Origin of the sequence: Burkholderia sp. AU28863, from assembly GCF_002223195.1 — a bacterium.
Taxonomy (GTDB): domain Bacteria; phylum Pseudomonadota; class Gammaproteobacteria; order Burkholderiales; family Burkholderiaceae; genus Burkholderia; species Burkholderia sola.
Genome location: NZ_NKFE01000004.1, coordinates 511,452 through 526,244, shown reverse-complemented (window position 1 = coordinate 526,244; position 14,793 = coordinate 511,452). Strand labels below are relative to the sequence as shown.

Genomic DNA, 14,793 nt, shown 5'->3' with positions numbered 1-14,793 from the left:
GAGCAGACAAGGAGTCTGAAATGAGCAAACAATTGCAAGACGCATACATCGTCGCCGCCAGCCGCACCCCGATCGGCAAGGCCCCGCGCGGTGTCTTCAAGAACACGCGTCCCGACGAGCTGCTGGTTCACGCGATCAAGTCGGCGGTCGCGCAGGTGCCGGGTCTCGACACGAAGGTGATCGAGGACGCGATCATCGGCTGCGCGATTCCGGAAGCCGAGCAGGGCCTGAACGTCGCGCGCATGGGCGCGCTGCTCGCGGGCCTGCCGCAGACGGTCGGCGGCGTGACGGTCAACCGTTTCTGCGCGTCGGGCATCACCGCGCTCGCGATGGCGGCCGACCGCATCCGCGTCGGCGAATCGGACGCGATCCTCGCCGGCGGCTGCGAATCGATGAGCATGGTGCCGATGATGGGCAACAAGCCGTCGATGTCGCCGCACATCTTCGATCGCAGCGAAGACTTCGGCATTGCGTACGGGATGGGGTTGACGGCCGAGCGCGTCGCCGAGCAGTGGAAGGTGAGCCGCGACGACCAGGACGCGTTCTCGGTCGAATCGCACCGCAAGGCGCTCGCCGCGCAGCAGGCCGGCGAATTCGGCGACGAAATCGCTGCGTACACGATCACCGAGCGTTTCCCGAACCTCGCGACCGGCGAAGTCGACGTGAAGACGCGCGAGATCAAGCTCGACGAAGGTCCGCGCGCGGATACGTCGCTCGAAGGCCTCGCGAAGCTGCGCACGGTGTTCGCGAACAAGGGCTCCGTCACGGCCGGCAACAGCTCGCAGACGTCCGACGGCGCGGGCGCGCTGCTCGTCGTGTCGGAGAAGGTGCTGAAGGAATTCAACCTGACGCCGCTCGCGCGCTTCGTGAGCTTCGCGGTGCGCGGCGTGCCGCCGGAAATCATGGGGATCGGCCCGAAGGAAGCGATTCCGGCCGCGCTGAAGGCCGCCGGCCTGAAGCAGGACGATCTCGACTGGATCGAGCTGAACGAAGCGTTCGCCGCGCAATCGCTGGCGGTGATGCGCGATCTCGGCCTCGATCCGTCCAAGGTCAACCCGATGGGCGGCGCGATCGCACTGGGCCACCCGCTCGGCGCGACCGGCGCGATCCGCGCGGCGACCGTCGTGCACGGCCTGCGCCGCCGCAACCTGAAGTACGGGATGGTCACGATGTGCGTCGGCACCGGCATGGGCGCCGCGGGCATCATCGAACGCCTGTAAGCGGGACGCGACGAAAAGCGACGACGGTGCGCGGGCCACGAGCTCGCGCACCGTTTTTTCATTCCGGTAGAGACAGTCAAAGGAGACGGTTGTGGCCGACATTCAAGTGGAACGCGCCGACGGCGTGATGACGATCACGATCGCGCGCCCGGCGAGGAAGAATGCGCTGACGGCGGCGATGTACCAGACGATGGCCGATGCGCTCGCCGACGCGCAGGAAGACAAGGCGACGCGCGTGATCCTGCTGCGCGGCAGCGACGGCAATTTCAGCTCGGGCAACGATCTCGAGGATTTCCTGAAGTCGCCGCCGCAGGACGACACCGCATCGGTCTTCCAGTTTCTGGCGCGGATCAGCAGCGCGAGCAAGCCGGTCGTGGCGGCGGTGCCCGGCATTGCGGTGGGCGTCGGCGTGACGATGCTGCTGCACTGCGATCTGGTCTATGCGGCCGACACCGCGACGTTCTCGCTGCCGTTCGTGCAGCTCGGGCTGTGCCCGGAAGCCGCGTCGAGCGCACTGCTGCCGCGGCTGGCAGGTCATCAGGTCGCCGCCGAGAAGCTGCTGCTGGGCGAGGCGTTCGACGCGCTGGAAGCGCACCGGATCGGCATCGTCAACCGCGTGCTGCCGGCGGCCGAGCTCGACGCGTTCGCGGCGAAGCAGGCGGCGAAGCTGGCGGCGCTGCCGGCGGCATCGCTGCGTGTGACGAAGGCGCTGCTCAAGGATACGGGCGGCGTGGCGACGCCCGCGCGGATGGCCGAGGAAGCGCGCCACTTCTCGGCGATGCTGCGCGCGCCCGAAGCGCGCGAGGCGATGACGGCGTTCTTCGAGAAGCGCAAGCCGGATTTCCGTCAGTTCGACTGACGGCGCAGGCCGCGCCGGCGATGGATTGCCGGTGCGCGGGCCCGATCGCGATCAGGCCGTGCCGTAGTCGACGTGGCCGGTTTCGCGGCAGAAGCTGACGAGCCGCAAGCCGGCCGCCTTCGCGATTTCGATCGCGAGCGACGACGGCGCGGAAATGGTCGCGACCAGCGGGATGCCGACCCGCGCCGCCTTGCGCACGAGCTCGTAGCTCGCGCGGCTCGACAGGAACACGAAGCCGTCGGTGGTATCGGCGCGGGCCAGCACGAGCGAGCCGATCAGCTTGTCGAGCGCGTTGTGGCGCCCGACGTCCTCGAATGCCGTGCGGATCGCGCCTGTTGCATCGCACCACGCGGCCGCATGCAGCCCGCCGGTCAGTTTCGTGAGCGCCTGATGCGCCGGCAGCGCATGCGCGGCGCGCGCCAGCGCGTCGGGTGCGAGGCGCGCGAGAAAACCGGTGTCGGGCACGCGTTCGGGCGCGAGGTCGAGCAGGTCGATGCTTTCGATGCCGCAGACGCCGCAGCCCGTGCGCCCCGCGAGCGCGCGGCGCCGGTCCTTCAGCGCGGCGAACGCCTGCTGGACGACTTCCAGATGGACTTCCGCATGCGGCAGCGGCGCGTCGGCGTGCAGGATCACCTCGATGTCCTTGATGTCGCTGCCGCGCGCGACGATCCCTTCCGAGATCGCGAAGCCGACCGCGAACGCTTCGAGGTCGCATGGCGTGCACATCATCACCGCATGCGAGATGCCGTTGAAGACGAGTGCGACCGGCCATTCCTGGCCGACGAAGTCGTGCGCGGTTTCGACCGCGCCGCCGCGCGTGCGGCTCACGGGCAGCTCGATCGCGCCGCGCGGTTCATCTGATTGGGTCGGATTCACGAGCACTCCGTTGATTCGAGGTACGGCCGGCGACGATCGTGCCGCCGTCCGCGCGCAGAGGTTCTAAAATACCCCAGGCAAGCCGGCCGCGCCGGCATCCGCCACGTCAGGTAACGACCATGGGACTCAGCGACGCTCCGTTGCTCTTCAACTTCGAACACGATTCGTCGGAAAACTTCACGTACATCCCGATGATCGTGCGTTTCAATCTCGATCGCTTCGGCCTGCGGATTTCGCTCGAACAGTGGCAACTGCTGCCGCTCGAGGACCGCAAGCTGCTCGCGCGCTTTCCGGCCGACGACGACACCGCGATCGAGCCCAACTTCGATCACGCGCTGTTCGAAATGCTGCGCACGCACGCCGATCTGGAGCCTTCATGGTTCCAGCCCGACGAGCAGCCGGCCTGGCGCGCCGTCGACACGGTGCCGGAGTCGCTGGTGCAGCAGAGCGCGCTGGCCGGGCTGCCGGCGCCCGCGCTCGCGCAGTGGCAGCGGCTCGCGCCGTTCCAGCGCTACGTGCTGGTCAAGCTGTCGCGCAAACCGACGCTGAATCACGATTTCGTGCCCGCGATGCGGGAATTCGGGCTGACGGCCACGCACTGACGGCCGCATGCCGCGCCGCGACCCGGCGCTTGCCCGCCGTCAGAGCGGCGGCAGTTGCCGCGGCTTGCGGTCCGGGCCGGTCGCGACGTAGGTGAGCGTCGCTTCGGTGACTTTCACGACTTCGCCCATCAGGCGCATGCGCTGCGCGTACACCTCGACGTCGACCGTGATCGACGTGTTGCCGGTGCGCATGATGGTGGCGTAGAAGCTCAGCAGATCGCCGACGAATACCGGCTGCTTGAACACGAACGAATTGACCGCGACCGTCGCGACGCGGCCGTTCGCGCGCTGGCTCGCGGGAATCGAGCCGGCGATGTCGACCTGCGACATGATCCAGCCGCCGAACACGTCGCCGTGAACGTTCGCGTCGTGCGGTTGCGGGACGACGCGCAGCGCGGGCTGCTTCTGCGGGAGTTCGAGGGTCGAATCGGTCATGGCGGGGCTTTCATCCTGTAATAAACGAGCCGCCGCGCGCAGGCGGGCCGGCGAGTCCGCCGGCAGCGGCGCGAAGCGGCTTCTGCGACAATACAACGTTCGCAAATTGTACGAGAAAGCGCGCGAGCCGGCCGCCGATACGCGCGCCCGGCATCGCCGCAGGACCTTTCCCCATGCGCCGATTTCCCGCTTCCGGCGAGCCCGCGCCGGCTTCGACCGGGCCTCGCAACGACTGGCAGACCATCCGGTCGCTGCTGCCGTACCTGACCACCTACAAATGGCGCGTCGCGCTCGCGCTCGGCTGCCTGATCGGCGCGAAGGTCGCGAACCTCGGCGTGCCGGTCGTGATGAAGCGCATCGTCGATCACCTGTCCGCCGTGCAGCAGCTCACCGCGCTCGGCCGTGCCGAGCAGTCGGCCGGGATCGTGCTCGCGGGCGGCGTCGGGCTGCTGGTCGTCGCGTATGCGCTCGTGCGGCTGTCGACGTCGCTCTTTACCGAATTGCGCGAAATCCTGTTCTCGAAGGTCACCGAGAGCGCGGTGCGCCAGCTCGCGCTGCAGGTGTTCCGGCATCTGCACGGGCTGTCGCTGCGCTTCCATCTCGAGCGGCAGACGGGCGGCATGTCGCGCGACATCGAGCGCGGCACGCGCGGCATCCAGCAACTGATTTCGTACTCGCTGTACAGCATCCTGCCGACGCTCGTCGAGGTCGGGCTCGTGCTCGGCTTCTTCGTGGTCAAGTACGAGGCCTACTACGCGTACGTGACGTTCGCGGCGCTGGTCACGTACATCGTGTTCACCGTGAAGGTCACCAACTGGCGCACGCACTTCCGCCGCACGATGAACGAGCTCGATTCGCGCGCGAATTCGCGCGCGATCGACTCGCTGATCAACTACGAGACGGTGAAGTACTTCGGCAACGAGGCGTGGGAGGCGCAGCGCTACGACGAGAACCTGAAGCGCTACCGGAAGGCCGCGATCCGCTCTCAGAACTCGCTGTCGGTGCTGAACTTCGGCCAGCAGGCGATCATCGGCGCGGGGCTCGTGTTCATCCTGTGGCGCGCGACGCAGGGCGTGCTCGCGGGCAAGCTGACGCTCGGCGATCTCGTGCTGATCAACACGTTCATGCTGCAGCTCTACATTCCGCTGAACTTCCTCGGCGTCGTCTATCGCGAGCTGAAGCAGAGCCTGACCGACATGGACCGGATGTTCGGGCTGCTGTCGGCGCCGAAGGAAGTGGCCGACCGGCCCGATGCGCCGCCGCTCGCGGTGGCCGGCGCGCAGGTGCGCTTCGAGCACGTGAACTTCGCGTACGAGCCGTCGCGGCAGATCCTGCACGACGTGACGTTTACGATCGATGCCGGCACGACGACCGCGGTGGTCGGTCACAGCGGTTCGGGGAAATCGACGCTGTCGCGGCTGCTGTTCCGCTTCTACGATCTCGACCGGCAGGCGGGCGGCGCGATCCGGATCGACGGGCAGGACATTCGCGACGTCACGCAGGAATCGCTGCGCGCGTCGATCGGGATCGTGCCGCAGGACACCGTGCTGTTCAACGACTCGATCTACTACAACATCGCGTACGGCCGGCCGACGGCGACCCGCGACGAGGTGGTCGCGGCCGCGCGCGCCGCGCACATCCACGATTTCATCGAAGGGTTGCCGAAGGGCTATGACACGCCGGTGGGCGAGCGCGGGCTGAAGCTGTCGGGCGGCGAGAAGCAGCGCGTCGCGATCGCGCGCACGCTGCTGAAGGATCCGCCGGTGCTGCTGTTCGACGAAGCGACGTCGGCGCTCGATTCCCGCTCGGAACGCGCGATCCAGCACGAGCTGGATCAGATCGCGCGGCATCGCACGACGCTCGTGATCGCGCACCGGCTGTCGACGGTCGTGCATGCGCAGCAGATCCTCGTGATGGACCACGGGCGGATCGTCGAGCGCGGCACGCACGACGAACTCGTGCGCGCGGACGGGCTGTATGCGCAGATGTGGGCGCTGCAGCAGCAGCGCGCGGCGGCGGGCGGCGAAGAGGCCGAGGCCGCGTGAGCACGGGTGTCGCGCAACGCGGCGCGCGGCGGGAGCGGATGGTTGCCCGTCCGTTCGGCTGCCCGCTCGGCGACGGGCGGCGTGGCGGGGTCACCGTCGGGTGAACCGGCGGACGTTCGCGGCACGTGATCCCGGCTCGGCCGGGCATTCATCGGCCGTCAGGCCATCGGCGCACCGCGCCGGCTACCCGACGAACCGGCGCTCGGCCGCGCAACGATCAGCCCGCGGCGGCGCGCAGCCGTGCGTCGAGTTCGCCGAGCTGCGCGGGCGTACCGACGTTCTCCCAGATCCCTTCGTACAGTTCGCCGCTCGCGCGGCCGGCTTCGATCGCCGCGCGATAGTACGGCGTCAGCGCGCGCCGCGTGCCGGGCGCGAGGTCGCGGAACATCCGCGTGTCGTACAGGCCGATGTTGCCGAACGTGAAGCGCGCGGCGCCGTCGAGCGCGAGACGGCCGTCGTCGCCGAGCGCGAAGTCGCCGGCCGGATGGAACGGCGGGTTCGGCACCATCACGAGGTGCATCGCCGGCGTGTCGAGCCCGGCCATCCGGGCGGCGCGCGGCGCGAGCGTCCGGTAGTCGAACGCGCAGTACACGTCGCCGCTGACCGCCGCGAACACCGTCGGCTGCCCGTCGCGCTCGATGAGCGGCAGCGCCTGCGCGATGCCGCCGGCGGTTTCCAGCGCGTCGCCCTCGGCCGAATACGCGAGTCGCACGCCCCAGCGCGCACCGTCGCCGAGCGCGGCCTCGATCTGCTCGCCGAGCCACGCGTGGTTGATCACGATCGTGTCGATGCCCGCGCGCGCGAGCGCCTCGATCTGCCACACGATCAACGGCTTGCCGCCGGCTTCGAGTAGCGGCTTCGGGCAGGTGTCGGTCAGCGGACGCATCCGTTCGCCGCGTCCGGCGGCGAAGATCATCGCCGTGGTCAGGGGTGTGCTCATGGTCGACTGGGTGCGAGGACGGTCAGAACGTATAGCCGACGTCGGCCGGCGCGTTGCCCTCGAGCTCGTCGAGCAGCTTCGCGAACGGTACGAGCGGGCGATAGCGCAGCGCGACCTTGCGTGCATACGCGAGGAAGCGCGGCAGGTCGTTCAGGTAGTGAGGCTTGCCGTCGCGGTAGTTGATGCGCGCGAACAGGCCGAGGATCTTGATGTGGCGCTGCAGTCCCATCCATTCGAGCTGGCGGTAGAACTCGCCGAAATCCGGGTCGACCGGCAGGCCGGCCTTCTTCGCCTTTTCCCAGTAGTACGCGAAGCAGTCGAGCTCGAACTCTTCGTCCCAGCTGATGAATGCGTCGCGCAGCAGCGACACGACGTCGTACGTCAGCGGCCCGTAGACGGCGTCCTGGAAGTCGAGCACGCCCGGGTTCGGCTCGCAGACCATCAGGTTGCGCGGCATGAAATCGCGCAGCATGAAGCCTTGCGGCTGCGCGTGCGCGCTCGCGACCAGCAGCGCGAACGTGCGGTCGAGCGTGCCGCGCATCGCGTCGGTGACGGGCTTGCCGAGATGGCGGCCGACGAACCATTCGGGCAGCAGCTCCATTTCGCGGCGCAGGAACGCCTCGTCGAACGGCGGCAGCACGTCGGGCTTCGACGTGAGCTGGAAGCGGATCAGCGCGTCGAGCGCCGCGCGCATCAGCGGGCGGGCCGCGACCGGATCGGCCGGATCGAGCACCGAGATGTAGGACGTGCGGCCGAGGTCGGTCACGAGCATGAAGCCCGCGTCGAAATCGTGGGCCAGCACGTCCGGCACGTGGTCGCCGGCCGCGGCGAGCAGCTGCGCGACCTGGACGAACTCGCGGCACTTCTCGGGCGGCGGCGCATCGACCGCGATCAGCGTGCCGCCGGGGCTCGTGGCCGACGCGACCCGGAAATAGCGGCGGAAACTGGCGTCCGACGACGCGGGCGCGAGGGTCGACAGATCGAGAGCGTAGCGCTCGGCGAGCGGGTTCAGCCACGCGGTGAGCGCGTCGAGGCGGGCGTCGGGCTGGGATGCGGCGGATGGGGGCGTCATGAAACTCGGCGGAGGGGGGAACGTCTTGCCATATAATACCCCACGACTTTTTTGACGCGCCCCGCGTCAGCTTCCGCCGTGCAGGCCCGCCGCCTGTCGCGCCGTCCGCCCGATCGCCTCCCCGGTTTGCGAAGAGCCGCAGTCGCGGCTCGACGGCGCGGCCCGCCGCGCGCGAAGGTGCCGTGCAGGCGCGGTTGACAAGGGGCGATTCGCCAAACGATAGATGCCGCCCAAACCGCTATTCCCGAATGTTTTCCCCGGTGACGGGGCGCCGCGCAAACGGCGGCTCGCGCTCGCGCTCCTGGCCGTGCCCGGCCTCGTGCCGGCCGTGTCGTACGCGCAGCTGTCGGGCGCGGCTGCGCAGCCGCAGCCGCTCGACTCTCCGTGGGATCTGCGTCTCGCGCCCCAGCTCGAGGATCATCCGCTGAAGGACGGTGCGAAGCCGGCCGCCTTCGTGATCGCCGACCATACGAGCGGCACCGCCGAGCAGGATCTCGCCGCGAAGGGTTCGGCCGAGCTGCGGCGCGGCGACGCCGTCGTGAAGGCCGACGCGATCCACTACGATCAGGATACCGACATGGCCGATGCGTACGGCCAGGTCAAGGTGGTCAATGGCGGCACGTCGTTCGCCGGCCCCGAGGCGCACCTGAAGATCGAGGCGAACCAGGGCTTCATGACCGCGCCGAAGTATCACTTCAACGTGACAGGCGGGTCGGGCAGCGCGGAGCGTGTCGACATGGTCGACAACGAGCGCTCGGTGTTCGTCAACGGCACGTACACCGCGTGCCAGTGCTCGACGAACCCCGCGTGGTACATCAAGGGCAGCCGCTTCGACTTCGATACGGGCGCCGACGAGGGCACCGCGCGCAACGGCGTGCTGTTCTTCCAGGGCGTGCCGATCTTCGCGAGCCCGTGGATGACGTTCCCGCTGTCGGGCGAGCGGCGCAGCGGCCTGCTGCCGCCGACGTTCTCGGTGAACTCGAACAACGGCTTCGAGCTGTCGCTGCCGTACTACTTCAACATCGCGCCGAACCGCGACCTGACGCTCACGCCGCGCATCATCTCGCGGCGCGGCGTGATGACCGAAGCGACGTTCCGCTATCTGTCGCCGTCGTATTCGGGCACGTTTACGGCCAATTACCTGCCGGATGACCGGCTCGCGCATCGCAACCGCTACGCGATCTACTGGCAGCACCAGCAGAACTTCGGCGGCGGCTTCGGCGGCTACGTCTACTTCAACAAGGTCTCGGACAACACGTATCCGGAAGACCTCGGGTCGGCGAACCAGTTCATCAACGGCACGCAGACGCTGTACCAGCAGGAGGCCGGCCTCACGTACAACAACGGCCCGTGGTCGGTGCTCGCGCGCTACCAGCACTGGCAGACGCTGCCGCCGTCGATCGCGCCGTACAGCCGCGAGCCGCAGTTGAACGTGAAGTACACGAAGTACAACGTCGGCGGCTTCGACTTCGGCGCGGAAGCCGATTATTCGCGGTTCCGCATCACGACCGCCGATGCGACCCAGGGCGACCGGATCGTCTTCAACCCGTACATCTCGTACGGCGTGTACGGCCCCGGCTACTTCGCGGTGCCGAAGGTCCAGTACCACCTGGCGTCGTACGACCTGAACTACCTGTCGTCCGCCACGCCGAACAGCCCGAAGCGCTTCACCGAGTCGATCCCGACCGTGAGCTTCGATTCGGGCCTGATCTTCGACCGTTCGGTGCGCCTGTTCGGCCAGGACTTCATCCAGACCCTCGAGCCGCGCCTGTACTACGTGTACACGCCGTATCGCGATCAGTCGAACGCACCGCTGTTCGACACTGCGGAATCGGACTTCGGCCTCGCGGAGATCTACCAGCCGAACACGTTCGTCGGTAACGACCGGATCGCCGATGCGAACCGGATCACGGCCGGGCTGACCTCGCGCTTCATCGATCCGCGCACCGGCGACGAGCGCGCGCGCTTCGTGATCGCGCAGCAGTACTACTTCGCCGATCAGCGCGTCACGCTGAACCCCGGGCAGAGCGCCGTGCTGGCGCGCCACTCGGACCTGATCGTCGGCGCCGCGCTGAAGCTCGGCTCGGGCTTCATGTCGGAAACGGCGTTCCAGTACAACCAGAACAACAACCAGCTCGTGAAGTCGAGCATCGGTTTCGGCTACAGCCCGGGCGAGCGCCGCGTGATCAACGTCGGCTACCGCTATACGCGCGTGAACACCACGCTCGACAACCAGCCGATCAACCAGTTCCTGGTGTCCGCGCAGTGGCCGCTCACGCGCCGCCTGTATGCGATCGGCCGGTTCAACTACGACTTCGCCGGGGATCGCGTGGTCGACGGTCTGGTCGGCTTACAATACGACGCGGATTGCTGGGCGCTCGGGGTCGGGGTGCAGCGGGCCGCGAACGGCATCAATTCGTCGGGACAGCAGAACTCGTCGACGCGCTTCATGATGCAGCTGACGCTCAAGGGCTTGTCGACCATCGACAACGGCCTCGTGTCCGCATTCCGCGCCGGGGTGCCGGGCTACACGCCGTTGCCGCCGCCGCCGCCGCCGATGTCCCGCTTCAGCAACTACGAGTAACGCCGGCATGTCTGCACCGGTCAGCACGATTTCAATGGAGTTTCAGTGGCAATGAAGAAAACCCTTCGTTTCGCGGCAGTCGTGTCCAGCCTCGCCGCGTCCGCCGCGCTGCTCGCCGCCGCGCCGGCCGCGGCGCAGGCACTCGGTTCGCAAGGTGCGCAGCTCGCCGACGAAGTCGTCGCCGTGGTCAACAACGACGTGATCACGGGCCGCGAACTCGACCAGCGCGCCGGCCTGATCGCACGCCGCCTGCAGCAGCAGAACGCACCGGTGCCGCCGGCCGACCAGTTGCGCGCGCAGGTGCTGAACCAGATGGTGCTCGAACGTATCCAGGTGCAGAAGGCCAAGGACGACGGAATCCGCATCGACGACGCGACCGTGCAGGCCACGCTGCAGCGTCTCGCGCAGGCGAACGGGATGACGCTCGACCAGTACCGCGCGCGCCTCGAGGCGCAGGGCGTGCCCTGGAGCATCTTCACGAGCGACGCGCGCACCGAGCTGATGCTGTCGAAGCTGCGCGAGCGCGAGGTCGACGGCAAGATCACGGTGTCGGACGCCGAGGTCGCGAACTACATCGCGAGCCAGCGCGGGCCGAACGCATCGCAGCAGCAGGACCTGCGCTTCCAGCACATCTTCATCAAGGCGCCCACCAACGCGCCGCAGGCCGACATCGAAGCCGCGCAGAAGAAGGCCGAAGCGCTGCTGCAGCAGGCGAAGTCGGGCGCCGATTTCGAGCGCCTCGCGAAGAACAACTCCGAAGCGAACGACGCGAAGAAGGGCGGTGATCTCGGTTTCAAGTCGCCGAGCGCGCTGCCGCCCGACGTCGTCGACGCCGCGTCGAAGCTGCGCCCGGGCCAGGTCAACCCGACGCTGATCCGCGTGCCGGACGGCTTCGAGATCGTGCGCCTCGTCGATCGCCGCCAGAGCCAGGGCGCGAGCGCCGCGGCGCCGAAGATCGTCCAGACGCACGTGCGCCACATCCTGCTGCGCGTCGGCGAAGGCAAGTCGGAAGGCCAGGCGCGTCAACAACTGGCCGACATCCGCAAGCAGGTCGAGGCCGGCGGCGATTTCGCGAAATTCGCGCGCACCTACTCGCAGGACGGTTCCGCGTCGCAAGGCGGCGATCTCGGCTGGATCAGCCCGGGCGAGACCGTGCCGGAATTCGAGCGCGCGATGAACAACCTGCAGGACGGCCAGATCAGCCAGCCGATTCGTACCGAATACGGCTATCACCTGATCCAGGTGCTGAGCCGTCGCGAAGCGGAAGGGTCGGTGCAGCAGCAGATGGACATCGCCCGTCAGGCGATCGGCCAGCGCAAGGCCGAGCAGGCGTATGCCGACTGGCTGCGCGAGCTGCGCGATTCGTCGTACGTGCAGTACAAGATCGGCGGCGTCGGCCCGGCGAACTGAGCGAGCCTCGGATGAGCACGCCCGCGCTGCAGATCGCGATCACGACCGGCGAACCCGCGGGGGTCGGCCCGGAGCTGACCGTGCAGGCGCTGCGTGACGCCGCGCAGCGCTGGCCCGACGCGCATTTCACCGTGCTCGGCGATGCCGCGCTGCTCGACGCGCGGGCGGCCGCGGTCGGCGTCGATGCGGACACGCTGGCCGGCGGCGCGCAGGTGTCGGTCGCGCATCACGCGCTGGCGGCGCCCGCGCAGGCGGGCAAGCTGGACGCGGCGAACGGCCGCTACGTGCTCGGGCTGCTCGACGCGGCGATCGACGGCGCGCTGGCCGGCCGGTACGACGCGATCGTCACCGCGCCGCTGCAGAAGAGCACGATCAACGATGCGGGCGTGCCGTTCACCGGCCATACCGAATACCTGGCAGAACGCACGCATACGCCGCGCGTCGTGATGATGCTGGCCGGCACCGGCCACCGGCCGCTGCGCGTCGCGCTCGCGACCACGCACCTGCCGCTGAAGGACGTATCGGCCGCGCTGACGATCGACGGGCTCGTCGAGACGCTCGCGATCATCGACCGCGACCTGCGGCGCGATTTCGGTCTCGCCGCGCCGCGCATCCTCGTGACGGGCCTGAACCCGCACGCGGGCGAGAACGGTTATCTCGGCCGCGAGGAGATCGACGTGATCTCGCCGGCGCTGGCCCGCGCGAACGCGCAACACATCGACGCGCGCGGGCCCTATCCGGCCGACACGTTGTTCCAGCCGCGCCATCTGGCCGATGCCGATTGCGTGCTCGCGATGTTCCATGACCAGGGTCTGCCCGTGCTGAAGTACGCGACGTTCGGCGAGGGCATCAACGTGACGCTCGGACTGCCGATCATCCGCACGTCGGTCGATCATGGCACCGCGCTCGATCTGGCCGGCACGGGCCGCGCGGATCCGGGCAGCATGATCGCCGCGCTCGATACGGCCGTCACGATGGCGCGCCATCGCCGCGCAGCCTGACGCTGCCGGTTTACCCCATTCGTCGTATTTTTCGTTTTACTCAGTCGATGTCGAACAGCAGACAGCACCAAGGCCATTTCGCGCGCAAGCGCTTCGGGCAGAACTTCCTCGTCGATCACGGCGTGATCGACTCGATCGTCGCGACGATCGGCCCCGCGCGCGGCCAGCGGATGGTCGAGATCGGCCCCGGGCTCGGCGCGCTGACCGGGCCGCTGATCGAGCGGCTCGCGACGCCGGAGTCGCCGCTGCACGCGGTCGAGCTCGACCGCGATCTGATCGGGCGCTTGCAGCAACGCTTCGGCGCGCTGCTGGAGCTGCACGCGGGCGACGCGCTCGCGTTCGACTTCGGTTCGCTCGCGATGCCCGGCGACAAGCCGTCGCTGCGGATCGTCGGCAACCTGCCGTACAACATCTCCAGCCCGCTGCTGTTTCACCTGATGACGTTCGCCGATGCGGTGATCGACCAGCATTTCATGCTGCAGAACGAGGTCGTCGAGCGGATGGTCGCGGAGCCGGGCACGAAGGCGTTTTCGCGGCTGTCGGTGATGCTGCAATACCGCTACGTGATGGAAAAGATGCTCGACGTGCCGCCGGAATCGTTCCAGCCGCCGCCGAAGGTCGATTCGGCGATCGTCCGGATGATTCCGTACGAGCCGCACGAACTGCCGGACGTCGATCCGGCGCTGCTCGGCGAAATCGTCACCGCCGCGTTCTCGCAGCGCCGCAAGATGCTGCGCAATACGCTCGGCGACTACCGCGAGACGATCGATTTCGACGCGCTCGGCTTCGATCTCGCGCGCCGTGCGGAGGATGTGAGCGTGGCCGAATATGTCGGTGTGGCGCAGGCGCTGGCGGCGGTGCGTCGTTAACGCCGTTCCCATCGCCCCCGCTTCATTGCTTCTTCCAACATCCCCAGTGTGAGCGATCGCCCTCCTAGCGATTCTCGCGCCTTTGCGCTGAACGGCGACTTCAACGCAGCCAGCACTACGTCACGCCTTCGCATACTCGCGGATGGCACGTAGTAGGCGATATTGAAGTCGCTGAGGTCGACGTGAAATCGTTCGCCCCACATCTGGATGACGTTGACGATTTTGGGTGGTTCCCAATCGAGATCGTGATACAGATCCATATCGCGAGTTAATTCATCGTCCAGCCCGAATACTCCGGCGGCGCGGACTTCCCGTATGAATTGCTGAAGTTGGGGCCACGCATCGTCCATTACAGTCGATCCTCACGTTTTACTCGTCGGTTGTATTCCATAACCGATTTATACCCGATTATTGCAACGTCGACGGCAGTAATCGCCCAGCCGACTCCCGGAATCGCTCGGCCGACGAATACACCAATATGGTTCGTCAACTTCACTCGTAATCGCGCTACACTGGTCCATGAAGTAAACGTCGGTAAGATCCGATATTTTATCTCATAGGGCAATAGTGAGCGAGAGACCTTCGACGCAACCGAGGTCCCCTTTACTGCGCCAGCGAATTTGCCTCGTGTTGAGAGAAGCCGTGAGCCCGCAAGTATCATTGCAACACCTGCTGCATCACTAACTCCCAACTCATCCATGGTTTTATCGACTGCGATCAAAAAGAATAGTTCTGCAGGTGTGAGGTTGTTGTGTATCCCATATGTATATGTGTTTTGCATGGCGGCATGAAAATGAAATGAGATTGCAATAATAATGTATTGTTTTTGAGGATGGCAATCTAATTTATTTTGAGATATTTAAATATCTCGATATTGGCG

General features: G+C 67.1%; 14 protein-coding genes. 8 read left to right on the top strand and 6 right to left on the bottom strand.

The annotated features are described in order from the left end of the window. Positions 1 to 20: 20 nt before the first annotated feature. Positions 21 to 1,220: an acetyl-CoA C-acyltransferase gene (locus tag CFB81_RS13985; RefSeq protein ID WP_089435615.1), complete on the top strand. Its 1,200-nt coding sequence runs from the start codon at positions 21 to 23 to the stop codon at positions 1,218 to 1,220. A gap of 91 nt (positions 1,221 to 1,311) precedes the next feature. Beyond that, positions 1,312 to 2,079 (top strand): enoyl-CoA hydratase, encoded by a 768-nt coding sequence (locus tag CFB81_RS13980; protein WP_089435614.1) that lies wholly within the window; start codon positions 1,312 to 1,314, stop codon positions 2,077 to 2,079. A 51-nt stretch (positions 2,080 to 2,130) separates the two neighbouring features. Here CFB81_RS13980 and fdhD read toward each other — a convergent pair whose 3' ends face one another. Further along, a complete protein-coding gene (gene fdhD / locus CFB81_RS13975; RefSeq protein WP_069619629.1) occupies positions 2,131 to 2,955 on the bottom strand; it encodes a formate dehydrogenase accessory sulfurtransferase FdhD in 825 nt (274 codons plus the stop codon). Positions 2,956 to 3,074: 119 nt separating this feature from the next. On the opposite strand from fdhD, the gene CFB81_RS13970 reads away from it, so the two are divergent. Continuing rightward, entirely contained in the window at positions 3,075 to 3,557 is a 483-nt protein-coding gene (locus CFB81_RS13970) for a nitrate reductase associated protein (protein WP_089435612.1), read from the top strand. 39 nt (positions 3,558 to 3,596) lie between these two features. Here the strand turns inward: CFB81_RS13970 and CFB81_RS13965 are convergent, their stop codons facing one another. Further along, a complete protein-coding gene (locus tag CFB81_RS13965) occupies positions 3,597 to 3,992 on the bottom strand; it encodes an acyl-CoA thioesterase (RefSeq protein WP_006485741.1) in 396 nt (131 codons plus the stop codon). 173 nt (positions 3,993 to 4,165) lie between these two features. Between CFB81_RS13965 and CFB81_RS13955 the strand changes: the two genes are divergently transcribed. Beyond that, positions 4,166 to 6,037: an ABC transporter ATP-binding protein/permease gene (locus tag CFB81_RS13955; protein ID WP_089435610.1), complete on the top strand. Its 1,872-nt coding sequence runs from the start codon at positions 4,166 to 4,168 to the stop codon at positions 6,035 to 6,037. A 217-nt stretch (positions 6,038 to 6,254) separates the two neighbouring features. On the opposite strand, the gene murU is transcribed toward CFB81_RS13955, so the two are convergent. Further along, on the bottom strand, positions 6,255 to 6,977 hold the full coding sequence (gene murU, locus CFB81_RS13950) for an N-acetylmuramate alpha-1-phosphate uridylyltransferase MurU (protein ID WP_089435609.1): 723 nt from the start codon (positions 6,975 to 6,977) through the stop codon (positions 6,255 to 6,257). Between the two features lie 22 nt (positions 6,978 to 6,999). After that, on the bottom strand, positions 7,000 to 8,049 hold the full coding sequence (locus CFB81_RS13945; RefSeq protein WP_069619602.1) for an aminoglycoside phosphotransferase family protein: 1,050 nt from the start codon (positions 8,047 to 8,049) through the stop codon (positions 7,000 to 7,002). Between the two features lie 223 nt (positions 8,050 to 8,272). Here CFB81_RS13945 and CFB81_RS13940 point away from each other — a divergent pair, with 223 nt between their 5' ends. The 4 genes from CFB81_RS13940 to rsmA are packed head-to-tail and all read left to right on the top strand — an operon-like array spanning position 8,273 to position 13,913. Further along, entirely contained in the window at positions 8,273 to 10,633 is a 2,361-nt protein-coding gene (locus tag CFB81_RS13940; RefSeq protein WP_069619603.1) for an LPS-assembly protein LptD, read from the top strand. A gap of 51 nt (positions 10,634 to 10,684) precedes the next feature. Further along, positions 10,685 to 12,043, top strand: a complete 1,359-nt coding sequence (locus tag CFB81_RS13935; protein WP_089435608.1) for a peptidylprolyl isomerase — start codon at positions 10,685 to 10,687, stop codon at positions 12,041 to 12,043. Between the two features lie 11 nt (positions 12,044 to 12,054). Further along, positions 12,055 to 13,044 (top strand): 4-hydroxythreonine-4-phosphate dehydrogenase PdxA, encoded by a 990-nt coding sequence (gene pdxA / locus CFB81_RS13930; protein WP_089435607.1) that lies wholly within the window; start codon positions 12,055 to 12,057, stop codon positions 13,042 to 13,044. Between the two features lie 47 nt (positions 13,045 to 13,091). After that, a complete protein-coding gene (gene rsmA / locus CFB81_RS13925) occupies positions 13,092 to 13,913 on the top strand; it encodes a 16S rRNA (adenine(1518)-N(6)/adenine(1519)-N(6))-dimethyltransferase RsmA (protein WP_089435606.1) in 822 nt (273 codons plus the stop codon). On the opposite strand, the gene CFB81_RS13920 is transcribed toward rsmA, so the two are convergent. Both CFB81_RS13920 and CFB81_RS36885 read right to left on the bottom strand, forming a co-directional pair. After that, complete coding sequence (locus CFB81_RS13920) at positions 13,910 to 14,263, bottom strand: DUF1493 family protein (RefSeq protein WP_089435605.1); 354 nt, start codon at positions 14,261 to 14,263, stop codon at positions 13,910 to 13,912. The genes rsmA and CFB81_RS13920 overlap by 4 nt on opposite strands. Next, positions 14,263 to 14,694 carry an STM2901 family protein gene (locus tag CFB81_RS36885; protein WP_089435604.1) on the bottom strand — a complete coding sequence of 144 codons (432 nt, stop codon included), beginning with the start codon at positions 14,692 to 14,694 and terminating at the stop codon, positions 14,263 to 14,265. Before CFB81_RS36885 ends, CFB81_RS13920 begins: the two co-directional genes overlap by 1 nt. Positions 14,695 to 14,793: the final 99 nt, after the last annotated feature.

Excerpts from the sequence above, each read along its gene's own strand:
- CFB81_RS13940 (WP_069619603.1), top strand. The coding sequence starts at position 8,273 with ATGCCGCCCAAACCGCTATTCCCGAATGTTTTCCCCGGTGACGGGGCG.
- pdxA (WP_089435607.1), top strand. The coding sequence starts at position 12,055 with ATGAGCACGCCCGCGCTGCAGATCGCGATCACGACCGGCGAACCCGCG.
- CFB81_RS13970 (WP_089435612.1), top strand. The coding sequence starts at position 3,075 with ATGGGACTCAGCGACGCTCCGTTGCTCTTCAACTTCGAACACGATTCG.
- CFB81_RS13935 (WP_089435608.1), top strand. The coding sequence starts at position 10,685 with ATGAAGAAAACCCTTCGTTTCGCGGCAGTCGTGTCCAGCCTCGCCGCG.
- CFB81_RS13920 (WP_089435605.1), bottom strand. The coding sequence starts at position 14,263 with ATGGACGATGCGTGGCCCCAACTTCAGCAATTCATACGGGAAGTCCGC.
- CFB81_RS13985 (WP_089435615.1), top strand. The coding sequence starts at position 21 with ATGAGCAAACAATTGCAAGACGCATACATCGTCGCCGCCAGCCGCACC.
- CFB81_RS13955 (WP_089435610.1), top strand. The coding sequence starts at position 4,166 with ATGCGCCGATTTCCCGCTTCCGGCGAGCCCGCGCCGGCTTCGACCGGG.
- rsmA (WP_089435606.1), top strand. The coding sequence starts at position 13,092 with ATGTCGAACAGCAGACAGCACCAAGGCCATTTCGCGCGCAAGCGCTTC.
- murU (WP_089435609.1), bottom strand. The coding sequence starts at position 6,977 with ATGAGCACACCCCTGACCACGGCGATGATCTTCGCCGCCGGACGCGGC.
- CFB81_RS13965 (WP_006485741.1), bottom strand. The coding sequence starts at position 3,992 with ATGACCGATTCGACCCTCGAACTCCCGCAGAAGCAGCCCGCGCTGCGC.
- CFB81_RS36885 (WP_089435604.1), bottom strand. The coding sequence starts at position 14,694 with ATGCAAAACACATATACATATGGGATACACAACAACCTCACACCTGCA.
- CFB81_RS13945 (WP_069619602.1), bottom strand. The coding sequence starts at position 8,049 with ATGACGCCCCCATCCGCCGCATCCCAGCCCGACGCCCGCCTCGACGCG.